We start from the raw sequence: 24,439 nt of genomic DNA, 5'->3' as shown, positions 1-24,439 counted from the left end.
AATATACATATTAGACTTGTTTTCTGCAAAAAAGTCACATAAATAATTAAAAACCGTAGTTAAAACTTATTCCAAAAACTTCTCTTACCTGAAATCCTTCAAAAGCATTATCATCATAAATTGTTTGAAAAATTAAGTTTGTAGAAAGATGGCTGTTAATTTTCATACTAATATTCATGGTGTAGTCAATATCAATATTTTCGGGGTCTTCGAGATAATTGGCATATAAATTTAATAGTTGTTCCATTTTAACATTTTCCATTAAATCTATTTTCCATCTTCCTGAAGCGTTAAAACCTAATTCTATACGTGTGTTTTTACCTTCTTCAACTCCAAAATATGCGTTTTTTGGAAGGGTAAAACTTCTGTTTACAATTACTAGTTTAGTGGTTGCGGGAGCAATATTAAACTTAAAGTTATCGGTTTTTTCCCAAAGCATCCCCGGACCCAATAAAAAAGTTGCGGGCGAAAAGAAATTGGTATATTCGGTTCTAATTTCTTTACCGTTAGAATCTTTGCTGTATTTAAAGCCTTTTGTAAATTGAGTTTTAAAATTAAATAAAATTGAGTAATACCAGTCATTATCGGCATTTAAACCAAATAATGAGTTAAACTCTAACCTATCATCGGTTTTCTTTTCGAAATCTGTGTTTTTACTTTTTGTTACTCCATAAGAAGTTAAAATGTTGTTTTTCCATTTTAATTTACCTTTATTATAATCAAAATTATAATTGATTGCTAAATTACCGGCGAGCGTGTTTTCGCCTCGAGCAACCCAGTTTGAAAATGCCGATTGATTGAATAAAAAAGAAACTTTACCCTTTGAATTCCAACCTTCTTTTGGAGGTTGTTTTTTTTGCTGTGAAAATGAAAAAGTTATGTTTAATAGGAATAGTATTGCTAAAAATATTCTTTTCATTGTAAAAAAAAACTTAGTTGTTTTTAAATAGAGGAACAGAAGAGCAAGCTTCTCCAAACATAATTGATTTTGCAATGGGTTGTAACTTTTCCACTAACATTGTGTATGCTGTTTGTGGAATTGGTTTGTTAGAGCAGCCTTTAATAATAACAGGTTTATCTTTAAACTCTTCTATTGTAAAATTTGATATAATTTCTTGGTAAATACAGGTTTCGAGTTCGTTTAATTCTCCTACAATTACCTTTTTTGCAAAGGGAGATATGTAGGTTGTAATTAACATGTAAGCCCAAGATGGAATAATAGCATCGGCCGAACATTTTAAAGCTACAAAATGATTTTTATATTGGCTCCAATCGTGGTTTTTTAAAAATCCACGAAAGTCGGTTTCTTTCAAAATTAATTCATGAAATAACCATTGTTTTATATCTATAGTAGTTCTGTGTCCTTCTGGATAAAAATCCTCAAGGTCTATTGTTTTTAATTTGCTATTTGCAACTCTATTTACAATTTCTGAACTCATTTATAAAAAACCTAATTCAAGTTTAGCTTCTTCACTCATCATATCTTGTGTCCACATTGGGTCAAAAGTAATTTCAACTTCAGCATTTTTTACTTCTTCTAAAGTTTTTACCTTTTCTTCAATCTCTACGGGCAATGTCTCTGCCACAGGACAATTTGGAGATGTAAGTGTCATTAATATTTTTACATCATTATGTTCACTAACAAAAACGTCGTAAATTAAACCTAATTCAAATATATCAACTGGAATTTCTGGGTCGTAAATTGTTTTTAATACTTCAACAATTTTATCTCCCAATTCCTCAACTCTAGTACTATTCATGATTAAAACCTTTCTTTATATTCATTCTAAATAAGGACAAATATACAATTATTAACTTAATTTCGATTGAAAAGCCAAGGCGTATAATTTAATTTGCTTAATCATGGAAACAAGTCCATTTGCTCTTGTTGGTGAAAGGTGTTCTTTTAAGCCAATTTCATCAACAAAATATAGGTCTGTATCTAAAATATCCTTTGGGTTTTGATGGTTGAAAACACGTAATAAAAGTGCTACAATTCCCTTTGTTAATATGGCGTCACTATCGGCTGTAAATTCAATTTTATCATTTTTAATTTCAGAATGTAACCAAACTTTTGATTGGCAACCGATTATTAAATTTTCATCTATTTTATAGGTGTCTTCAATTAAAGGCAACGATTTTCCTAATTCAATAATATATTCATAACGTTCCATCCAATCTTCAAACATTGAAAACTCATCTATAATTTCTTCTTGTATTTCTTTGATAGTCATTTTTTAAACTTATTTTTGCAAAAATAATCACATCTAGTGTTATAAAAAAAATATAATCACATATTATGCCTTTTTTAACAGGCATTTAGTTTAAAAAAATATGAGTAAATTACTAATAGTAGGTACAGTTGCTTTTGATGCCATCGAAACACCGTTTGGAAAAACAGATAAAATTTTAGGTGGAGCAGCAACCTATATCGCACTTTCAGCATCACAATTTGGTGTAAAACCGGGAATTGTATCGGTTGTTGGAGGAGATTTCCCTAAAGATTACTTAAAAAAGTTAAATGGGAAAAACATAAATACTGATGGTGTTGAAATAATTGAAAATGGAAAAACATTTTTTTGGAAAGGAAAATACCATAACGATTTAAATACAAGAGATACTTTAATAACCGATTTAAATGTTTTAGCTGATTTTAATCCGGTGGTGCCAGAAAAATTTATGGATGCAGATTTTTTAATGTTAGGGAATTTGCACCCAGCTGTTCAAATGAGTGTAATTAATCAACTAAAAGTACGACCAAAATTAGTAGTGTTAGATACTATGAATTTTTGGATGGATAATGCTTTAGATCAATTAATGGAAGTAATTGCAAAAATTGATGTAATTACTATAAATGATGAAGAAGCCAGACAGTTATCTGGAGAGTATTCGTTAGTAAGAGCTGCTCAAAAAATTCATAAAATGGGACCAAAGTATGTTGTAATAAAAAAAGGAGAACATGGTGCTCTTTTATTTAATAATGGAGATGTATTTTTTGCACCAGCATTACCTTTAGAAGAAGTTTTTGATCCAACTGGAGCAGGAGATACTTTTGCTGGTGGGTTTATTGGGCATATGGCTAGAACAGGCGATATTTCATTCGAAAATATGAAAAGAGCGGTTATTTCTGGTTCAAATTTAGCTTCATTTTCAGTTGAAAAATTTGGAACCGAACGTATGGAAAACTTAACATATGATGAAATTCAAGAAAGGCTTTTACAGTTTAAATTACTAACTCAGTTCGAAATAGAATTAAATTAAAAACTATGAAAATTCTGCATACGTGCGGAATTTTTTATTTAAATATTATACTATACTACTAAAACAAATACTATGAGCGACGCTATTAAGCATGAATGTGGAATTGCAATGGTGCGATTATTAAAACCACTCCAATATTATAAAGATAAATATGGTTCAGCGTTTTATGGGTTAAATAAAATGTATTTGTTAATGGAGAAACAACACAATCGCGGACAAGATGGGGCTGGTTTGGCAAGTGTTAAATTTAATGTTGATCCTGGAATTCGTTACATTAGTCGTGTACGTTCAAACCAAGATCAGCCAATACAAGATATTTTTTCACAAATAAATGGTAGGTTAAATACCCTAAATGAAGAGTTTCCCGAAAAAATTGATGACGTGGAATGGCAAACTAATAATGCGCCTTATATTGGAAATTTATATTTAGGCCATGTACGTTATGGTACTTTTGGTAAAAATAGTATTGAAAGTGTGCATCCATTTTTACGCCAAAGTAACTGGCGCCATAAGAGTTTAATTGTAGCTGGGAATTTTAATATGACCAACTCTAAACGATTATTTAACGACTTAGTCGAAATTGGTCAGCACCCAAAAGAATTGACCGATACTGTAACGGTAATGGAAAAAATTGGTCATTTTATTGATGATGAGGTTACCAAATTATATCAGAAATTAAAGAAAACAGAAAACATTTCAAAAAAAGATGCTTCACCTTTAATTGAAGAACGAATAAATATTAAAAAGATATTAAAACGTTCTGCAAAAAATTGGGATGGTGGTTATGCAATGGCCGGAATGTTAGGTCATGGTGATTCATTTGTATTGCGTGATCCCGCTGGAATCCGTCCTGCTTTTTATTATAAAGATGATGAAGTGGTTGTTGTGGCTTCTGAACGACCAGTAATTCAAACTGTATTTAATATTGATATTAAAAAAGTTAAAGAAATTACCCCAGGTCATGCGCTTATTGTAAAACGAAATGGAAGTATTTCAATGCCGCAAGTAACAGAAATTTTACCGCAAAAATCTTGTTCATTTGAGCGTATTTATTTCTCTAGAGGAAGTGATGCAGATATTTATGAAGAGCGTAAAAAATTAGGAAAATTAGTGTTTCCAAAAATATTGGAAAAAATTAATAAAGACATAAAAAACACTGTTTTTTCTTTTATTCCAAATACAGCCGAAACTTCTTTTTATGGAATGAGAGAAGCGGCTGAAGATTTTTTAAATCTTCAAAAAACAAAAAAAATATTAAAGGGAAGAGGTGTACTTTCTGCTGAGAAGGTAACTCAAATTCTTTCAGAAAGACCACGAATTGAAAAATTAGCAATTAAAGATGCAAAGTTACGTACTTTTATTGCTGATGATAATAGCCGAGATGATTTAGTTGCACACGTTTACGATGTTACCTATGGAATTGTAAAGCCAAATGATAATTTGGTAATAATAGATGATAGTATTGTTCGTGGTACAACGTTAAAGAAAAGTATTATTAAAATTTTGGATCGTTTGCATCCTAAAAAGATAGTAATTGTATCATCGGCTCCTCAAATTAGATATCCAGATTGTTACGGAATTGACATGGCAAGAATGGGCGATTTTATTGCTTTTAGGGCTGCTTTAGAATTGCTAAAAGAAACCAATCAGTATCATATTATTGATGAGGTTTACAAAAAATGTAAAGAACAGCAACCGCTTGAGGATTCGTTAATTTCAAATGCTGTAAAAGCCATGTATGAGCCATTTACAGATGAACAAATTTCAGATAAGATTGCTCAAATGTTAAAAACTGAAGATATTAATTCGGAGGTTGAAATTATTTATCAATCTGTTGAAAATTTACATAAAGCTTGTCCTAATCATTTAGGAGATTGGTATTTTACTGGTGATTATCCAACTCCTGGGGGAAATAGAGTTGTTAATGATGCCTTTATTAATTTTTATGAAGGAAACAATAAAAGAGCTTATTAGTAAGGCAAATGAAAGAGCATAAAAAAACGCACCAATTGGTGCGTTTTTTGTTTATTTATGCTAAATATTATTTGTTTTCAGCATATAATTTTTCAACATGATTCCAGTTAATTACATTAAAAAATGCATTAATGTAGTCAGGTCTTCTGTTTTGGTAGTTTAAGTAATATGCATGTTCCCAAACATCTAAAGCTAAAATTGGGAAACCACCACAACTTACACCTGGCATTAATGGATTGTCTTGGTTTGGAGTAGAACAAATTTCAACTTTTCCTCCTTTATGAACACAAAGCCAAGCCCAACCTGATCCAAAACGAGTTGCTGCAGCTTTGGCAAAAGCATCTTTAAAAGCATCTACCGAACCATATTCAGCAATAATTGCATCTTTTAATTCTCCAGATAAGTAACCTTTTCCTTCAGGATTCATTACATCCCAAAATAAGCAATGGTTGTAAAATCCACCACCATTATTTCTTACAGCAGCATTGTTCATGTCTAATCCACCTAAAATAGTTTCAATAGATTTTCCTTCTAAATCAGTACCAGCAATAGCATTGTTTAAATTGTTTGTATATCCTGCATGATGTTTTGTATGGTGAATTTCCATAGTTCTTGCATCAATATTTGGTTCTAGCGCATCATATGCGTATGGTAATTTTGGTAATTCAAATGACATAGTTTTATATTTTTTTATTAAACTTATTTTTTCAGTTATAGATCAAAGATAGCGAACCAACTTCATTATAAAAAATCATAAAAATTGAATGTTCTTATAGCAGTATTGTTATAAGCTATACTAAAGTTAGTTTTAATTTACTTTTGTAACAGAATTTTTACGTAATTAAATATTTAAATTGCAATAATTTATCTAATTTACGATTAATAATTGGCATCATTTGGATATTTTGCCATAAATTCTTCTGCTTTAGCAACCATATTTTTACTTCCGCAGAAAAATGGAACTCGTTGGTGCAATTCTGTTGGTTTAATATCTAAAATTCGTTTATAACCATCCGTAGCTTTTCCATTAGCTTGTTCGGCTAAAAATGCCATTGGATTACACTCGTATAGCAAACGTAGTTTTCCTTTTGGTCCTATTGAACTTGTTGGGTACAAATAGATTCCACCTTTTATCATATTTCTATGAAAATCCGATACTAACGATCCAATATATCTTGAGGTGTAAGGTCTATCATCTTTTTCTTCTTGACAGTATTTTAGATAGTCTTTTACTCCCTGTGGAAAATGTACATAATTACCTTCGTTTACGGAGTAAATTTTTCCGTCTTCTGGAAATTGAAAATTTGGATGCGATAAGTAAAATGATCCAATTGCTGGGTTTAACGTAAACCCGTTTACACCATGTCCCGATGTGTAAACTAACATGGTTGATGTCCCGTAAACAACATAACCTGCCGCCACTTGTAAATTTCCAGGTTGTAAAAAATCGGATATTTCAACTGGAGTTCCAATTGGAGTAACACGTTTGTAAATGGAAAAAATAGTTCCTACAGAAACATTAACATCTATATTTGACGAGCCATCAAGTGGATCAATTAGAACAATATATTTATTTTCGTTTGTTTGGTTTTTTCCTTTAATTGTAACAAAGTCGTCTTCTTCTTCACTTGCAATTCCACAAACAATTTCACGATTAATTAAGGTTTTCATAAACACGTCATTGGCAAAAACATCTAATTTTTGTTGGTCTTCGCCTTGAATATTTGTTCCGCCAGCAGCACCCATAATATCAACCAAACCAGCTTTATTAACTTCATGGTTTACAATTTTTGCGGCTAGTTTAATTGAACTTAATAACCTTGAGAATTCACCAGAGGTAGATTTGTAATGCTTTTGATTTTCAATTATAAATTCTCCTAAGGTTAAATTATTAGTTTCCATATTGTTATTTGGGTTATGTGTTTTTACAAATATCGAGAAAAAATAATTTACAATTGGTTAGCTATGTTCATAAATTTTGAACAAAGTTTTTTACTTTAGCTAACATTAACTTTAAGTAAAATAGAATGAGCTTTAATATTAGGGAAGCAAAAAAAGAGGATATGCCGTCAGTTTTAAAATTGATTAAGGAATTGGCTCATTTTGAAAAAGAGGAACATGCTGTAATTGTTACTGTAAAAGATTTAGAAAAAGATGGTTTTGGATCTAATCCTTTATTTAAATGTTTTGTTGCCGAATTAAATACGGAAATTGTTGGGATGTCATTATGTTATCCTAGATATTCTACTTGGAAAGGGCCAACAATACATTTAGAAGATTTAATAGTTACTGAAACTAAAAGAGGTCTTAAAATTGGTAGTGCGCTTTATAAAAAAGTAATTGAATACGGTTATAAAAAAGGTGTTGAACGTATTGAATGGGCTGTTTTGGATTGGAACGAACCCGCCATTAATTTTTATGAAAGTACTGGTGCAAATGTATTACGTGATTGGGATACTGCGCAGATTGATAGAGCGTCTATGAAAAAGTATTTAAATACGTAATTATGAAAATTTTTAAATTTGGTGGAGCTTCAGTAAAAGATGCAAAAAGTGTTAAAAATGTGCTTCGTGTTTTAGAACATGAAGGTTATAACAATACGCTTATTGTCATTTCTGCGATGGGAAAAATGACCAATGCTTTTGAAAAAATTATTGATTCCTATTGTCAAAAATCTGAAGAATTAAAAAAGGAAATAGATGTTGTTAGAAATTTTCATGTTACTATAATTGAAGAACTATTTTTAACTAATAAGCAATTTGTTTTATTAGAAATTGAAAAACTATTAGGACAACTGAGTGGTTTTTTTATAACCAATAAGAATACTGATTATAATTTTATATATGATCAAGTTGTTGGCTATGGTGAGTTAATTTCTACTACAATAGTTAGCCAATATCTAAATGAAATTGGGATTGCTAATAATTGGATTGATGTTAGAGATTTTATAAAAACAGATTCGAGTTATAGAGGAGCTCATGTAAATTGGGATATAACTGAAGCAAAAATTAAAGACATAGATACTTCTAGTTTAACCATAACTCAAGGGTTTTTAGGGTCGAACAAAAAAGGAGAAACTACTACTTTAGGTAGAGAAGGGTCGGATTATTCTGCAGCAATATTTGCATTTTGTTTAAATGCAGAAAGTGTAACCATTTGGAAAGATGTAAAAGGTGTTTTAAATGCAGATCCACGTTATTTTAAAAACACCATTTTATTAGAACAAATTTCATACAATGAAGCTATAGAAATGTCTTTTTACGGAGCATCTGTAATACACCCTAAAACTTTAAAGCCACTAGAAAACAAAAAAATACCCTTATATGTTCGTTCTTTTTATAATCCCTCAGAAAAAGGAACAAGTGTTAAGACAGGGCTTAATTTAGTGCCTGAAGTTTCTTGTTTTATTTTAAAACAAGAGCAAATATTTATATCAATTTCGGCTCAAGATTTTTCTTTTATGGTTGAACATAATTTAAGTGATATATTTAAAATTCTTCATAATTATAAATTAAAGGTAAATCTTATTCAAAATTCGGCACTGAGTTTTTCGGTTTGTATAGAAGATAAATTTAATAATTTCGACTCTTTTTTAAAGGAAGTAACACTAAATTATGTTGTTAATTATGTTGAAAATGTTTCGCTATACACAATTAGACATGTTACCCAAGAAGCTGTTGATTTGGTTGAAAAAAGGGGAAAGATAATTTTAAAGCAAGCTACAAAAGATACAGTACAATTAATTATGCAATAATTTTATGTATTTTTGCATTTACACTAATTTAAAATAAATGAGTTTAGTAACACCGAAAGAAGTTTCGAGAGCCATAAAATTAAATAAGTATGGATTTATAGGTACATTCTTAGGGTGGATATTAATGAAGATTCTTAGGATTTCTAAAATCAATAGAATTTATAATAAACACAAACATTTAAAAGATTTAGAATTTTTTAATGCACTTTTAGATGATCTTCAAATTAAATTTGAAATTCCAGAAGAGGATTTAAAAAGGATTCCCAAAGATGGTGCTTTTATAACAGTCTCAAATCATCCACTTGGAGGAATTGATGGTATTTTGCTTTTAAAATTGTTAATAGAAAAAAGACCAGATTATAAAATAATTGCAAATTTTTTATTGCATAGAATTGAACCAATGAAACCTTTTATTATGCCAGTAAATCCTTTTGAAGATAGAAAGGATGTAAAATCTAGCTTGGCAGGAATAAAAAGTGCATTATCGCATATTAATAGTGGCTTTCCGTTAGGGGTTTTCCCTGCAGGTGAAGTTTCTACATACAGAGATGGTAAATTAATAGTTGATAGGCCTTGGGAAGATGGCGCTATTAAGTTTATTAAAAAAGCAAAAGTTCCAGTAATACCAATTTATTTTCATGGAAAAAATAGTAGAATGTTCTATTTCCTTTCCAAGATAAATTCAATCTTTAGAACAGCAAAACTACCTTCAGAATTGCTTACTCAGAAGGAACGAGTAATAAAGGTTAGAATTGGGAAACCTATTTCTGTAGCAAATCAAGAAGAATACAAGAACGTAAAAGATTTTTGTGATTTTATTAGACGAAAAACCTATATGTTGGCAAATCCTTTTGAAAAGGAAAATAAAACACTAAGCGCACCTTCGTTAAAATTAAATAAACTTCCTAAAGAAATTGTTGGGCAAAAAAATCATGATAAAATTATTGAGGAAGTTGATGCTTTAAGATTAAATAACGGAAGGCTTCTTAAGAGTAAAGATTATGAAGTGTTTTTTGCTCCAAGTAAAACAATACCAAATATAAAATTTGAAATAGGAAGACTTAGAGAAATTACTTTTAGAGAGGTTGGGGAAGGAACCAATGAATCTTTGGATTTAGATACTTTTGACAGTTATTACCATCATTTATTTTTATGGGATAATGAGGCTCATAAAGTTGTTGGAGCCTATAGAATGGGGTTAGGAAAGGATATTTATAAAAACTATGGAATTGAAGGATTTTATATTCACACCTTATTTAAGTTTGAACCTGAACTATATTCAATGATGGAAAATTCCATTGAAATGGGACGTGCATTTATTGTTAAAGAGTACCAACAACGTCCAATGCCACTGTTTTTATTATGGAAAGGTATAGTTCATGTTACGCTAAGATACCCAGAGTATAAATACCTTATTGGTGGGGTGAGTATAAGTAATCAGTTTTCTAATTTTTCGAAATCATTAATGATTGAATTTATGAAATCTCATTATTACGATCCTTATATAGCACAATATATTCATCCTAAAAAGGAATATAAAGTTAAGCTTAAAGATGCGGATAAAGATTTTGTGTTTGATGCCACTAAGGCCGACATGAATAAATTCGATAAAATTATAGATGAAATTGAACCAGGAGCACTTCGAATACCAGTATTAATTAAAAAGTATGTTAAACAAAATGCTCGTTTAATTGCTTTTAATGTAGATCCTAAATTTAATAATGCTGTTGATGGTTTAATGTACATTCGTGTTGCTGATATACCAGAAAGTACTGTTAAACCAGTTATGGAAGAATTTCAAGCAGAGTTAGAAAATAGCCTTGAAAATGAGAATATTGAAGATGAAATCGAAAGCAAATCAACTTCATCCTCAATAAATAAACTTATTTAATTTATTAAAACCACTCTTTTTTATTGGTTTGGTAAGTATATACGAATTCTTCGTCAGATTTTGTTAAGTATATAATTCCTTCAATTAATCCTATTAGGCTTGTAAGCGCACCTCCAATTCCGCAGGTTACAACAGTAATTGCTAACATAATTATTCCTTGAGTTGTATAACCTAGAATAAATTTATGTATTCCTAAAGACCCTAAAATTATACCTAAAATACCTGCTAATACTCTTTTGCTTTCTTCTGATTGTTTAGGAATTACATTTCCTTTTTCATCAATTACTTCCATTATTATTTAAATTTTATATTTATAAAAATGCTGAATCTATTGGTTCCCAAAGTTCAATTTTATTACCTTCAGGATCTAATATCCAGCCAAATTTCCCATATTCATATTCTTCTATTTCACCAACAATTGTCACTTTTTCTTCTTTTAATTTTTGCAATAATTCAACCAAATTGTCGACTCTGTAATTAAACATATAATCTTTTGTTGAAGGCGAAAAATAACTTGTTTCATTTTCAAATGGGCTCCATTGTGTACTAGCTTTTTTTCCTTCACTGGTTTTCCACCAGAAAGTAGCGCCCCAATCATCTACATTAAAGCCCAAATGGGATTTGTACCATTCTTTAAGTTTTTTAGGATTGTTGGTTTTAAAAAATAATCCGCCAATTCCTGTTACTCTTTTTAATTTTGGTTCTGTTATTTCTGAAACTTTTGAATAAAAAAGTGTTTCAACCTTATCTACTATGGTTTGGGCTAGTTTTATTTTAGATTCTTTGGTCCAACCTGCAATATGCGGCGATAGTAACACATTTTCAGCATTAATTAAATAATTAAAAGCTTCAGGTAAAGTGTCATTTTCAAATAAATTTTCGAATGATAGTTTTTCATACTCTAAAACATCGAGACAAGCTCCTAATACTTTTTTATTTTGTAGGGCTTCAACCAAATCGTTTGTTACTACTGCAGATCCTCTTGCAGTGTTTATTAAGTGAAAAGGTTTTTTAAAATTATTAATAAAATTGGAATTTACCATTTTATGAGAAAGCTCATTAAATGGTGTATGCAAACTTAATACATCTGTTTTTTCTTGCAGTTCTTGCAAAGATACTTGTTTGCAGTTTTCATCTCCAACACTACTTTTAATATCGTAACAAATAACTTCTACATCAAAACCCTTTAGTTTTTTAGCAAAAGCTTTTCCCATATTTCCATATCCAATTAACCCAATAGTTTTACCTTCTAATTCTAGACCTCTATTTGCTTCTCTAAGCCATTTTCCATTTCTAATTTCGAGATCTGCTTTTTTAAGGTTGTTAAAAAGAGCTAAAATCATTCCTAACGCGTGTTCACCTACCGCATTTCTATTTCCTTCTGGAGCAGAAATTAATTGAATACCATTTTTTGTGGCATATTCTACATCAATACTTTCAAGACCTGCACCAACTCGTGCAATAAATTTTAAATTAGTTGCTTTATCTAAAAACTGTTTATCAATATCAAATCTACTTCTTATTACAATACCATTGTATTTGTTGATTTTAGTTTCAATTTCGAGTTTACTGGAAACATAATCTTCATCGCAAACACAACCTAATTTTTCTAAACCAGTTTGAAGCAAAGGATGGTTGGTATCAATTAGTAGAACTTTCATTAATATTGTTCGTTTTCATTTGGGAAATCTTCACTTTTTACATCAGAAATGTAATTTTCAAAAGCCCCTTTCATTTCAACAAATAAGTCTAAATATCTTCTTAAAAATCTTGGGTGGAACTCGTGTGTCATTCCAAGCATGTCATGAGTAACTAATACCTGTCCATCTACACCGTTTCCTGCACCAATTCCAATAACCGGAATTGTTAAACTTTCTGCTACTTCTTTGGCAAGTTTAGCAGGTACTTTTTCTAAAACTAAGGCAAAACAACCTAAGCTTTCTAATAATAGAGCATCTTCTTTAAGTCTTTTTGCCTCCTCTTCTTCTTTGGCTCTAACGGTATAGGTTCCAAATTTATAAATTGATTGCGGAGTAAGTCCTAAATGACCCATAACTGGAATCCCAGCTGCTAAAATTCTAGTAATTGAATTTTCTATTTCACTACCTCCTTCTAATTTAACAGCATGTCCTCCGGTTTCTTTCATTATTTTAATTGCAGATTCCAACGCATTTCTTGAGTTACCTTGGTAACTTCCAAAAGGCAAATCAACAACCACTAAACATCTTTCTATTGCTCTAATTACAGAACTGGCATGATAGATCATTTGATCTAATGTAATTGGTAAAGTAGTTTCATGACCGGCCATAACATTTGAAGCTGAGTCACCAACTAAAATAACATCAATACCGGCATTGTCAACAATTTTTGCCATGGTGTAATCGTAAGCGGTAAGCATTGCAATTTTTTCACCATTATTTTTCATTTCTACCAAAGTTTTGGTAGTGATTCTTTTATATTCTTTTTTTGCTGTAGACATTTTTTAATGTTTTAATCATAAAGGGTAAAAGTAGTGAAAATTGATATTGGTTAAAAAATTATAGTGCACATTTTAATATTACATAACTGTAATTATAATTATTATCATTTTATAGTTAAATTTACATTTAAATTAAATAGAAGTGAAAAAGGAAAATAATTCATCAAAGGAATACATAAATGATTTAGAAGATAAAATTTTGGATTTGAGTATAAAACTCAAAAACAGTGTTACAAATCAAAAAAAAGAAAATGAAGCTAATGAACGGTTGATTTCTAAATTTTTACATAATATAAAAAACCCTGTTGGTGTTGCATATTCTTTTTCGGATATGATTTTAAGTTCAAAAAATTATGATGATTCGGAAAAACTTAAAAAGCATGTAGAGATAATAAATGATTCAACTAAATTTTCAATAAAACTATTAAATGATTTTGCAGTTTTTAGAACTGTTAAATCTTCTGAGTTTAAGCTTGATTTAAAAAAATGCGACTATGTAAAAATAGTAAATGAAGTAATTGAAAATTGCAAAGAAAAAGCCATTAAACAAGGTGTTTCAATAAAAAAACAATATTTAAATAATAAACTTTATGTTGAAGTTGATGAAAAATATTTAAAAATTGCTTTGAAAGAAATAATTGAAAACGCCATTAGATTTTCGCAGGCCAATGCAATTATTACTATTAATATTGTAAGTAATAATGGTAAAATAGAAACCACAATTTTTGATGAAGGAGTTGGAATATCTAGTGAGAATATTAAGGCGGTTTTCGATCCGTTTTTTGTTGTAAATACCTATTCTTTGCAAAAAGAAAAATGTGTGGGACTAGGACTTTCGGTTGCGAAAAATATTGTAAACCTTCATAATGGTGAAATTTCAATACAAAGTGAATTAGGGCAAGGAACAAATGTAAAGCTTGTATTGAATAGTTAAATTATTTTTTTTCAGGTTCAACTTGCAATTAAGTAGTTATAATTTTATAAAAATGTTTATATTTAAATGTTTTCTTGAAATCAATGAAAATATAATGAATGGCTACTGAAAATTTTAATAGAAATAAAAACGAACAAATTAACCAAAATACAACTGAAACTTGTAACGTGGGTTTAGAAAAATACTTCACATTTTTTGAGCATACTCCAATTTCGTTATGGATTGAGGATTTTTCTGAAGCAAAGAATTATTTAGATTCGAAGTTGAAAAACACGAATATGGATTTAAGAACTTATATTTCTCAAAATCCTGATGTTATTTCCAAAGTTGCTTCTATGGTTTCAATTAAAGATGTTAATTCAACATCTTTAAAAATGTATAAAGCAAAAAGTAAAGAAGAATTATTTGAAAATTTAAATAAAGTATTTACTCCAAAATCGAACGAAGGATTTGCAAAACTAATAGTTAATGTTCTTTTAGGTGAAAAAGAAACAGAAATTGAAACTGTAAACAAAACATTAGAAGGTGACGAATTTGATGTTTTAATAAAATTTAAAGTAGTTGAAGGAAGTGAAAAATCTTTAGATAATATTATAGTTTCTGTTGAGAATATTTCGGATAGAATTAAAGTGCTAAAAGCATTAGCCGAAAGTAAAAGAAGATATAAAGAATCTCAGGAAATTGCAAAAATAGGTAGCTGGTTTTACGATTATAATACAGATAAAGTTTCTTGGTCTGACGAAACGTATAAAATGATTGGTATGGAACCACAAAGTGTGGAACCAAATTATGATTTTTACATGTCCTTAATTCATGAAGAAGACAAGGATCTAGTAAATGATTTTGATTCACTTCTTAAAACTCCAAATCAAATATTAAAATACAGAATTTTAACCAAAACAGGAAAGCTAAAATATATTTACGAAAAAAGGAGTGTTTTAATAAAGGATAATAAGATTACAAAAATTATTGGTATTTGTCAGGATATTACTGAAAGGGTTGAGGCCGAACTAAAATTAAATACAACAAAAAATTTATTATCTGATACTTTGTCAAGTATTAATGATGGGTTTGTAATATTAGATAATAACTCTCACTATTTATTTGTTAACGAAAAAGCTGCAGAGCTATTAGGAAAAAAGGTTGATGAATTAATAGGAAAACATATTTGGACCGAGTTTCCAGAGCAGGAAGGTGATTTGTTTTATGATGAATATCAAAATGCCGTTAAAACTAAAAAACCAAGTAGCTTTGAAAATTATTTTGCAGCTTGGGAAAGATGGTTCGAGAACCGAATGATACCATCAAAAGATGGAATGCTTATTTTTTTTCAAGAAATAACTGAAAAGAAAATTTCAGAATTTAAAATTAGAGAAGCCTACGATATAATTAACAAAAGTTCGTCCGTAGCTGTTTTGTGTAAAAACGAAAAAGATTTTCCAGTTATTTTTGCTTCAGAAAATACCAAAACATTGTTTGGGTATAATCAATCCGAAATGCTTACTGGAAAAATAAAAGTACACCAACTTGTACATCCCGATGATTTACCAAAATTAAGAACTAAGGTTTTTGAAATTAGTAAAAATTTAAAAGTTGAAGGATTTAAATCAAAACCATTTAGAATAATTACAAAAGATGGTGAAATTAAATGGGTTGAAACCAAATTTGATGTAAACACAAATAATAGTGCTAGAGTTACTCATATACAAGGTATTGTTGAGGATGTAACAGAAAGAAAAAAAGCACAAGATGCATTTATTGAAAGTAGCCAAAGATTAAGAGACCAATTTAGTAACACTCCTTTAGCGTCAATTATTTGGGATACCAAAATGAATGTTTTAGAATGGAATAATTCTGCCCAAAGAATATTTGGGTATTCAGAAGAAGAAATTATAGGGAAAAATGGTTTTGAATTAATTGTTCCCAAAGAATTAAGACCAAATATTAAGGAATCCGCAAAAATTTTAATGACCCAAAAAGGAGGATATAGAAATACCAACCAAAATATTACTAAAAATGGTGAGATTATTACTTGTGATTGGTATAATGTTGTTTTAAAAGATGCTGATGGAAATTCTATTGGAATGGCATCGTTGGCAGAAGATATTACTGAAAAACTGAATTCAAAAAAATTACTAGAAAAATCTGAGAAAAAGTATAGGGATATATTTGAAAAATCCATTGATGCTGTTATGATTTTAAAAGATGGTTTATTTGAAGATTGCAATGAGTCTACACTTAGAATTTTTGGATTTGAAGATAAAGAGTCTTTAATAAATTTACATCCTTCTGAAATATCACCTAAATATCAACAAGACGGAAGTGACTCTTTTACACGAGCGGAAGAAGTAATTAGAGTTGCTATTAAAAAGGGAGGAAATAGGTTTAGGTGGCTTCATAAAAGAAAAAATGGACAGATATTTCCGGCTGAGGTTTCGCTTACCAAAATTGAGGAAAATGATGATAAAACTAAAATTCATGCCGTTGTACGAGATATAACAGATCGAGTTAAAAAAGAAGAACTCGAAGGTGTTTTATATAATATTTCAGAAGCCGCACTTCGAATTGATGATTTTAATGAATTTGGTATTTTTATAAAAAATGAAATACATAAAATTATAGATACTTCTAATTTCTGTATCGCATTATTTGACAAAAAGAAAGGCGATATAAGTTACCCTATAAACATTGCTGCAAATCACGAATTGAAACAATTTTCTGGTAATAAAATCTTAACGCAGTATGTAATAGAATCAAAAAAACCATTACTAGCAACAAAGGAATCGTTAAAAAACCTAGAAAGTAAAGGTGTTGACATAAGTAATATAGAATCAAAAATTTGGGTAGGAGTTCCATTAAAAATCCAAAATGACGTTGTAGGAGCTATTGCAGTTCATAGTTTTAGTAATGAAAATATTTATGTTAAAGACGATCTTCAATTGCTTGAATTTGTTGCTAACCAAATTAGTTTTACTGTACAACGTAAAAATGCTGATAATGAGTTGAAAAAAGCACTTGTAAAAGCACAAGAATCAGATAAACTAAAATCTGCATTTTTGGCAAATATGAGTCATGAAATTAGAACACCAATGAATGGAATTATTGGGTTTTCAGAACTTTTTTTGGATTCGGAGTTATCAGCAAATGAGAGAAAGGAATATGCCAAAATAGTAATAAACAGTAGCAAACAATTACTTTCCATAGTTAATGATATTTTAGATATTTCAAAAATTGAAGCGGGTGTAGTAAAACTTAATTATGGAAATGTTAATTTAAATGAATTACTAGGTGAATTATTCCTATTCTACAATTCAATAGCTAAAGAAAAAAAATTGAAATTAAATTACAATACAGTTCTTGAGGATGCTGATAGTAATATTTTAATTGACAAAACTAAATTAAATCAAGTTTTAACTAATTTGCTTTCCAACGCCTTTAAATTTACAGAAAGTGGGGAAATTAGTTTTGGCTATAAAGTAGATAATGATCAGCTTAAGTTTTATGTAAAAGATACAGGAATTGGAATTGATAAAGAATTACAGAGTAAAATATTTGAAAGATTTATTCAAGCAAATGTTGAATTGAATAAAAGAAATAAAGGAACTGGTCTTGGATTGGCCATTTCAAAGAAATTTATTGAATTATTTAAAGGTGAAATGTGGATTGAGTCAAGTAAAAAAGGTACAACTGTATTTTTTACCATACCTTTTAATAAAGTTGATTCGGTTATTATTAAAAAAGAAAGCAAAAAATTAAAATCAGAAATGAATACAAAAAATGATATTATCACAATTTTAGTTGCAGAAGACGAAGAATATAATATGATTTATATAAACGAATTATTTTCAAACACAAATTTTAAAATTATTGAAGCTGATAATGGTGTAAAAGCAGTTGATTTAGCCATTAACAACGACGACATTGATCTTATATTTATGGATATTAAAATGCCTTTAATGAATGGTAATGAAGCTATGGAACAAATTAAAAAGTTAAAACCGAATTTGCCAATTATCGCTCTATCGGCATTTGCTATGGAATCAGATAAAGAAAATGCCTTAAATAAAGGTTTTGACTCCTATTTGACAAAACCAATTAATAAAAACGAGTTGTTTAATATAATTGATGAATATTTAAATTAAATATTATTTAGAGTAATTCTAAATAATTAATTATTTTAGCGTACGCGTTTAAATCAATGGAACAAAAAAAACATACTTTAAGTCCTAACAAATGGGTTGCTTTACACTCCGATTATTTATTTAACTATACAATTAGTAGGGTAAATAATCATGAAATAGCAAAAGATCTAGTGCAAGAAACATTCTTTGCAGGTCTAAAAGCTATGGAAAATTTTCAAGGTAAAGCGTCAGAGCGTACTTGGTTAATTTCAATTTTAAAAAGGAAAATTATTGATTATTACAGAAAAATTAATTCTGCAAAAGGAAAAGCTGAGGTAAAAATGAATTTTTATTCAGATGGAGAAAAAGAAGGTGAATGGATAGAAGAAAGAGTGCCTAATTCTTGGAGTAATAACATTGAAAAATTTATTGAAAACGAAGAATTAAGTGATGTACTAGATTTATGTATTGGCAAACTCCCAGAGAAATATGGAATGGTATTTAAAATGAAAACAATGCAAGAGTTTGAAACTGAAGAAATATGTAAGGAGTTAAACATTACTTCGTCAAATCTTTGGGTTATTATCCATAGAGCTAGAACTCAACTAAGGAAATGTATGGAAGATAATTGGTTTAAAAATTAAAGAAAGAGAGTATGAAGCTAACATGCGACCAAGCAACCACAATATGTGATAAAAGTCAATATGGAGAGGCAACATTGTGGGAAAAAATAAAACTAAATGTTCATATTATTCTATGTAAAAAATGTGGAATGTATTCAAAACAAAATAGCGTAATGACTAAATGTTATGAAAAACATAAAAAAAATTTAGACAATAAAAATACAGGTTTGTGCTCCAAAGAAAAAAAGGAAATGGAGAAGGAAGTAATGCAAAAATTATAAGTAACCAATTAATTAATAAAAATGAACGGAACTCATATTTGGGTTCCGTTTTTTTGTAATTTTGAAATAAAAATAATGAATTTTTTACCAGAAGAAATAGATGATTATGTTGTAAATCATTCTCAAAGCGAACCTACACTTTTGAAGGAATTGAATAGAGAGACTTGGCAAAAAATATTAAATCCACGAATGTTAAGTGGTAATTTTCAAGGTCGTATTTTGTCAATGATTTCAAAATTAATTTCACCCAAAAATATTCTTGAGATTGGTACTTATACAGGTTATTCTGCATTATGTTTGGCTGAAGGAATGCAAAAAAAAGGCAAATTAATAACCATTGATAAAAATGAAGAACTTGAGAGTTTTGCAAAGAAATATTTTAATAAATCTGAGTATAAAAATAACATAACACAGTTTATAGGAAATGCAATAGATATTATTCCAACGTTAAATGAAAAATTTGATTTGGTCTTTATTGATGCAGATAAATCTAATTATATAAACTATTTCAACTTAATAATTGAAAAAATGAACTCGGGCGGGGTTATCTTATCCGATAATGTTTTATGGAGTGGTAAAGTTGTAGAAGAAATTAAAGATAAAGACATAGATACAAAAGTACTTGTAGCTTATAATAAATTATTAAATACCGATTCAAGGGTTGAAACTGTTTTACTACCCATTCGTGATGGATTAACTATTACTCGTGTAAAATAAATTATATTTTTGCTAAAAAATAAGAAGTTATTCTAAAAAATAAAAAGGCAATTAAATAACCTAAGATCATTCCAAATAAAATATCAATAGGGAAGTGAGCGGCTAAATATAATCGGCTGTATGCAAATAAAATTGGAAAAAGAAATATTAGATAAGCAAAGCGATATTTAGGCTTTAATATCCAATAAGATAAAAATGCAATTGTAAAAGAAACTGCAGAGTGCCCCGAGACAAAGCTAAAATCATTTGCTTCAATTAATTGTCTTATTGATTTATTAATTGAATAATCGTTAATTGGCCTTAATCTTTGAAAAGTATTTTTTATTTGGTTTACTAGTACAAATGACGTGGTTGAACTTAGAATTACAAAAAAGGAAATTAAACCAGTCTTTTTATATCCAAAAGCTTTATACCCAAAATAGAATAAAACAAAAAATAATGGAATCCAATATATGGGGTTAGTTATAAATAACCAAAACTTATCCCATTGTTCATTTCCATAAGAATGCAAAAAAATAAGTAATTGTTTGTCGTAATTAATAAGCGAATTAAATAATTCCAAAACTATTTGGTTCTTTTTATAGGACCAGTTATTTCATCAATAACATTATCTTTTATTTTTTTAACTGGTTTACTATAATCTTCAATATTATCTGTTACTTTATTTACTTCATTGCGCACTTTAGAAGCAATATCTATATCAATGTCGTGTTTTTCTGCACTATTTTTAATTTCGCGTTTAATATCATTGGTTGCATCTTTTACCTGACGCATACCTTTTCCTAAACCACGAGCAATTTCTGGTAATTTGTCTGCTCCAAAAAGCATTACAACTATTACTAAAATTACAAATATTTCTGCTCCACTAATAAATAACAACATTCAATATATTTTTTACAAAGATAATACATTTACTCAAAGTTTAGCTTTGCTTGTCTATCATACATTACAATACTTCCAGCAATAGAAACATTTAAACTTAATTCAGACTTAAACTGTACCAAAAAATGCGATTTTTCTTGTGCTAATTTAGACAATCCGTGATCTTCAGCGCCTAATAAATATACACATCGCCTTGGATGTGTAAAGGTTTCAAGTTGTTCAGCTTGGTCATTTTTTTCTACACCAACTAATTGTGCTCCTTTCGGCAAATTATTGTAGAAATCTTCAAAATTTTCATAATGGAAATAAGGCATTGCTCCTGTTGCTTTATGTGTATCACAAGCTTGTTTTGCATATCTATTTCCTATAGTAAAAATAAAACTTGCGCCTAAATTTTGGGCAGAACGCCATAAAACACCCAAATTTTCAGGAGTTTTTCCATTTTGAATACCAATTCCAAAAAAACCTTGTTCTAAATTGTTTACCATTACTATTTCTGTTTTCTATTCCGTCTACCTAAACTTGTTTACTCACCCAAATTCTTATTTTATTATAAGGAATTCGTGATTCTTGGAATTCAGGTTCCCATAATGAATTTTTAAAGTATGATGAGATTCTGAAACAAGTTCAGAATGACGTTTTTGCTGTTCTAGTTCATCTCTCATGTCATTCTGAATGAAATGAAGAATCTAGAGATTTTTCGACTTCACTTCGTTTCGCTCAAAATGACAATTGTTATTTCTTCTTCGTCAACATTCGTTTAATTTCATTCAACTTCATTAACGCTTCAATTGGAGTTAGCGTATCTATATTTGTTGAAAGAATTTCTTTTTTAATATCTTCTAACAAAGGATCATCTAACTGAAAAAAGCTCAATTGCATCTCTTCTTCCGTAGCACTTTTCAACGTTTCCTTTACATCATCATTGGTATGATTTTTCTCTAATTGCTTCAGCATTTTACTTGCTCTATGCACAACAGCTGTTGGCATTCCAGCCAATTTAGCTACATAAATACCAAAACTATGTTCACTACCACCAGGAACTAACTTACGTAAGAAAATCACTTTATCTTTTAATTCTTTTACCGAAACATTGAAGTTTTTTACACGTTCAAATGTTTTAGTCATATCATTTAATTCGTGATAATGGGTAGCAAATAATGTTTTTGCTTTTGAAGGATGTTCGTGTAAATATTCTGCAATTGCCCAAGCAATAGAAATACCATCGTAGGTGCTTGTTCCTCGTCCAATTTCATCTAATAAAATTAAACTTCTTTCAGAAACATTGTTCAAAATACTTGCTGTTTCGTTCATTTCTACCATAAAAGTAGATTCGCCCATTGAAATATTATCACTTGCGCCAACACGTGTAAATATTTTGTCTACAATTCCAATTCTAGCGTTTTGAGCAGGAACATAACTTCCCATTTGTGCTAATAAAACAATCAACGCTGTTTGACGTAAAATAGCTGATTTACCAGACATATTAGGACCAGTAATCATAATAATTTGCTGCTGTGTTCTGTTCAACACTACATCATTGGCAATGTATTCTTCGCCAATTGGTAATTGCTTTTCAATTACAGGATGACGACCGTTTTTTATTTCTAAATCGGTAGTTTCATCTAACTGCGGACGCACATAATTGTTTTGCTTTGCCAATTCAGCAAAAGACAATAAACAATCTATTTGCCCAATTAATTGTGCGTTTAATTGAATTGGTTGAATATAATCTAGCAATGAGCTTATTAATTCAGCAAAAATCTCTTGCTCAAGTTTGCCAATTTTTTCTTCAGCACCTAATATTTTAGTTTCGTATTCCTTTAATTCTTCCGTAATATAACGCTCGGCATTTACCAACGTTTGCTTACGAATCCATTCTTCAGGAACTTTGTCTTTATGCGAATTTCTAACTTCAATATAGTATCCAAAAACATTGTTAAAAGCAATTTTTAATGAAGTTATTCCGGTTCGTTCGGTTTCTCTAGCCAACATATTGTCTAGATATTCCTTTCCAGAATTTGAAATACTTCTCAGCTCATCTAATTCTTCTGAAACACCTTCTGCAATACTATTTCCTTTATTAATATTTACAGGCGCATCTTCATTTAAAGTGATTGAAATTTTTTCGCGAAGCGTGTTACAATTTTGCAATTGCTCACCAATAATTCTTAAACTTTCATTATCACTCTTTTCAGCGGCTTCTTTTATAGGAAGAATGGCGTTTAGTGAATTCTTCAACAAAACAACTTCTCGCGGATTCACTTTACCAGTTGCAACTTTTGAAACCAAGCGTTCAATATCACTTATCTGCTTAATTTGAAAAGAACACAATTCAAAAAAGTCATCGGTATCAATAAAATATTTTACAATATCGTGACGCTTTTTTATACGATTAACATCTTTCAATGGTAAGGCTAACCAACGTTTCAACATTCTTCCACCCATTGGCGAAACAGTTTTATCAATAACATCTAAAAGCGTTACTGCATTTACGGAAGTTGAACTGTACAGCTCCAAATTTCGGATGGTAAATCTATCCATCCAAACATAATTATCTTCAGAAATACGATTGATAACCGCAATATGATCTAACTTATTATGTTGTGTTTCCGACAAATAATAAAGTACTGCTCCAGCTGAAATAATTCCTTCATTTAAATCATCAACACCAAAACCTTTTAAGGTTTTTACTTTGAAATGGTTGGTTAAAATTTCCAACGCATAGGTTGGTTGAAAAATCCAATCTTCTAAATAAAAAGTATAAAAACGATCGCCAAACAATTCAAAAAACTTGGTTTTGTGCTGTTTTTGAACCAAAACTTCACTTGGGCTAAAGTTTTGCAGTAGTTTATCTATATATTCTGCATTTCCTTGAGCAGTTAAAAACTCACCTGTGGAAACATCTAAAAAACTAACACCTAATAACTTTTTTCCAAAATGTACCGAAGCTAAAAAGTTGTTACTTTTAGATTGTAAAACCTCATCATTTAATGCAACACCTGGAGTTACCAATTCGGTAACACCACGTTTTACAATTTTTTTGGTCATTTTTGGATCTTCCAACTGATCGCAAATAGCAACACGCATTCCTGCTTTTACCAACTTTGGTAAATACGTGTTTAATGAATGATGTGGAAAACCAGCCAAAGCAGTTTCCGTTTCACTACCAGCACCTCGTTTGGTTAAAATAATTCCTAAAACTCGTGCAGCTTTTTTGGCGTCTTCACCAAAAGTTTCGTAAAAGTCTCCAACTCTAAATAACAACATTGCATCAGGATATTTCGCCTTAATGGTATTGTATTGCTTCATTAACGGAGTTACTTTCTTGGTTTTTGCTGCCAATTTTATAGGAAATTAAGTTAGTTTTGCGAAGTTACATTTTATATTTAAAATTACGAATTGTGAATTAGGAATTACGTTATTTTTGTCATTCTGAATGAAGTGTATACGAAATGACGAATTTATAGTTGTGAGATATTTCGCTTATGCTCAATATGACAATCAAAATGTCATTCTGAA

23 protein-coding genes and 1 pseudogene are annotated in these 24,439 nt (G+C 29.6%); 10 read left to right on the top strand and 14 right to left on the bottom strand.

Translation table 11 applies throughout. The features are described from left to right. Positions 1-46 precede the first annotated feature (46 nt). Genes Q0776_RS01845 through Q0776_RS01830 form a run of 4 tightly spaced genes read right to left on the bottom strand, consistent with a single transcriptional unit; the run spans position 47 to position 2,234 of the window. Complete coding sequence (locus Q0776_RS01845) at positions 47-919, bottom strand: DUF3078 domain-containing protein (RefSeq protein WP_298364205.1); 873 nt, start codon at positions 917-919, stop codon at positions 47-49. 13 nt (positions 920-932) lie between these two features. Next, positions 933-1,439 (bottom strand): DUF2480 family protein, encoded by a 507-nt coding sequence (locus Q0776_RS01840; protein ID WP_298364202.1) that lies wholly within the window; start codon positions 1,437-1,439, stop codon positions 933-935. Further along, positions 1,440-1,760: a DUF59 domain-containing protein gene (locus Q0776_RS01835; RefSeq protein WP_298364199.1), complete on the bottom strand. Its 321-nt coding sequence runs from the start codon at positions 1,758-1,760 to the stop codon at positions 1,440-1,442. Between the two features lie 51 nt (positions 1,761-1,811). Next, positions 1,812-2,234, bottom strand: a complete 423-nt coding sequence (locus Q0776_RS01830; protein ID WP_298364196.1) for a SufE family protein — start codon at positions 2,232-2,234, stop codon at positions 1,812-1,814. A 100-nt stretch (positions 2,235-2,334) separates the two neighbouring features. Between Q0776_RS01830 and Q0776_RS01825 the strand changes: the two genes are divergently transcribed. After that, complete coding sequence (locus Q0776_RS01825) at positions 2,335-3,261, top strand: PfkB family carbohydrate kinase (RefSeq protein WP_298364193.1); 927 nt, start codon at positions 2,335-2,337, stop codon at positions 3,259-3,261. 72 nt (positions 3,262-3,333) lie between these two features. Further along, complete coding sequence (locus tag Q0776_RS01820; RefSeq protein WP_298364189.1) at positions 3,334-5,235, top strand: amidophosphoribosyltransferase; 1,902 nt, start codon at positions 3,334-3,336, stop codon at positions 5,233-5,235. 67 nt (positions 5,236-5,302) lie between these two features. Here Q0776_RS01820 and Q0776_RS01815 read toward each other — a convergent pair whose 3' ends face one another. Further along, on the bottom strand, positions 5,303-5,911 hold the full coding sequence (locus Q0776_RS01815; RefSeq protein ID WP_298364187.1) for a superoxide dismutase: 609 nt from the start codon (positions 5,909-5,911) through the stop codon (positions 5,303-5,305). Between the two features lie 203 nt (positions 5,912-6,114). Then, complete coding sequence (fbp, locus tag Q0776_RS01810; protein WP_298364184.1) at positions 6,115-7,137, bottom strand: class 1 fructose-bisphosphatase; 1,023 nt, start codon at positions 7,135-7,137, stop codon at positions 6,115-6,117. Positions 7,138-7,262: 125 nt separating this feature from the next. Between fbp and Q0776_RS01805 the strand changes: the two genes are divergently transcribed. The 3 genes from Q0776_RS01805 to Q0776_RS01795 are packed head-to-tail and all read left to right on the top strand — an operon-like array spanning position 7,263 to position 10,880. After that, on the top strand, positions 7,263-7,739 hold the full coding sequence (locus tag Q0776_RS01805; RefSeq protein WP_298364181.1) for a GNAT family N-acetyltransferase: 477 nt from the start codon (positions 7,263-7,265) through the stop codon (positions 7,737-7,739). Positions 7,740-7,741: 2 nt separating this feature from the next. Further along, on the top strand, positions 7,742-8,989 hold the full coding sequence (locus tag Q0776_RS01800) for an aspartate kinase (protein WP_298364179.1): 1,248 nt from the start codon (positions 7,742-7,744) through the stop codon (positions 8,987-8,989). A 37-nt stretch (positions 8,990-9,026) separates the two neighbouring features. Continuing rightward, entirely contained in the window at positions 9,027-10,880 is a 1,854-nt protein-coding gene (locus tag Q0776_RS01795) for a lysophospholipid acyltransferase family protein (RefSeq protein ID WP_298364177.1), read from the top strand. A gap of 4 nt (positions 10,881-10,884) precedes the next feature. Here Q0776_RS01795 and Q0776_RS01790 read toward each other — a convergent pair whose 3' ends face one another. The 4 genes and pseudogenes from Q0776_RS01790 to panB all read right to left on the bottom strand — a co-directional run bounded on the left by Q0776_RS01790 (position 10,885) and on the right by panB (position 13,359). Next, a complete protein-coding gene (locus Q0776_RS01790; protein WP_298364174.1) occupies positions 10,885-11,172 on the bottom strand; it encodes a TM2 domain-containing protein in 288 nt (95 codons plus the stop codon). A gap of 19 nt (positions 11,173-11,191) precedes the next feature. Further along, positions 11,192-11,557, bottom strand: a complete 366-nt coding sequence (locus Q0776_RS17795) for a VOC family protein (protein ID WP_366138728.1) — start codon at positions 11,555-11,557, stop codon at positions 11,192-11,194. 60 nt (positions 11,558-11,617) lie between these two features. Continuing rightward, positions 11,618-12,541: pseudogene (locus Q0776_RS01785) on the bottom strand (2-hydroxyacid dehydrogenase); the annotation flags it as partial. Further along, positions 12,541-13,359 (bottom strand): 3-methyl-2-oxobutanoate hydroxymethyltransferase, encoded by an 819-nt coding sequence (panB, locus tag Q0776_RS01780; RefSeq protein WP_298364167.1) that lies wholly within the window; start codon positions 13,357-13,359, stop codon positions 12,541-12,543. The pseudogene Q0776_RS01785 and the gene panB, both read right to left, overlap by 1 nt. A 142-nt stretch (positions 13,360-13,501) precedes the next feature. Between panB and Q0776_RS01775 the strand changes: the two genes are divergently transcribed. The 5 genes from Q0776_RS01775 (at position 13,502) to Q0776_RS01755 (ending at position 20,035) form a co-directional block, all read left to right on the top strand. Then, positions 13,502-14,293 (top strand): HAMP domain-containing sensor histidine kinase, encoded by a 792-nt coding sequence (locus Q0776_RS01775; RefSeq protein ID WP_298364164.1) that lies wholly within the window; start codon positions 13,502-13,504, stop codon positions 14,291-14,293. A 98-nt stretch (positions 14,294-14,391) separates the two neighbouring features. After that, positions 14,392-18,435, top strand: coding sequence for a PAS domain S-box protein (locus Q0776_RS01770; protein WP_298364160.1), 4,044 nt, complete (start codon positions 14,392-14,394; stop codon positions 18,433-18,435). 56 nt (positions 18,436-18,491) lie between these two features. Beyond that, a complete protein-coding gene (locus Q0776_RS01765; protein ID WP_298364157.1) occupies positions 18,492-19,058 on the top strand; it encodes a sigma-70 family RNA polymerase sigma factor in 567 nt (188 codons plus the stop codon). Positions 19,059-19,069: 11 nt separating this feature from the next. Then, a complete protein-coding gene (locus Q0776_RS01760) occupies positions 19,070-19,318 on the top strand; it encodes a hypothetical protein (RefSeq protein ID WP_298364154.1) in 249 nt (82 codons plus the stop codon). Positions 19,319-19,393: 75 nt separating this feature from the next. Beyond that, positions 19,394-20,035 carry an O-methyltransferase gene (locus Q0776_RS01755; RefSeq protein WP_298365115.1) on the top strand — a complete coding sequence of 214 codons (642 nt, stop codon included), beginning with the start codon at positions 19,394-19,396 and terminating at the stop codon, positions 20,033-20,035. Position 20,036: 1 nt separating this feature from the next. Here Q0776_RS01755 and Q0776_RS01750 read toward each other — a convergent pair whose 3' ends face one another. The 4 genes from Q0776_RS01750 to mutS form a co-directional block, all read right to left on the bottom strand. Continuing rightward, a complete protein-coding gene (locus tag Q0776_RS01750; protein ID WP_298364151.1) occupies positions 20,037-20,597 on the bottom strand; it encodes a phosphatase PAP2 family protein in 561 nt (186 codons plus the stop codon). Between the two features lie 2 nt (positions 20,598-20,599). Beyond that, complete coding sequence (tatA, locus tag Q0776_RS01745; protein WP_298364144.1) at positions 20,600-20,917, bottom strand: twin-arginine translocase TatA/TatE family subunit; 318 nt, start codon at positions 20,915-20,917, stop codon at positions 20,600-20,602. 29 nt (positions 20,918-20,946) lie between these two features. Continuing rightward, the gene (locus Q0776_RS01740; protein ID WP_298364141.1) at positions 20,947-21,405 is read right to left on the bottom strand and encodes an RNA methyltransferase; all 459 of its coding nucleotides are present in this window, start codon (positions 21,403-21,405) and stop codon (positions 20,947-20,949) included. 247 nt (positions 21,406-21,652) lie between these two features. Beyond that, positions 21,653-24,262: a DNA mismatch repair protein MutS gene (mutS, locus tag Q0776_RS01735; RefSeq protein ID WP_298364138.1), complete on the bottom strand. Its 2,610-nt coding sequence runs from the start codon at positions 24,260-24,262 to the stop codon at positions 21,653-21,655. Positions 24,263-24,439: the final 177 nt, after the last annotated feature.

Source organism: uncultured Lutibacter sp. (assembly GCF_947495725.1).
Classification (GTDB): Bacteria; Bacteroidota; Bacteroidia; order Flavobacteriales; family Flavobacteriaceae; genus Lutibacter.
Note: the sequence above shows the minus strand (reverse complement) of the source record. Positions and strands in the feature narration are given on the sequence as shown.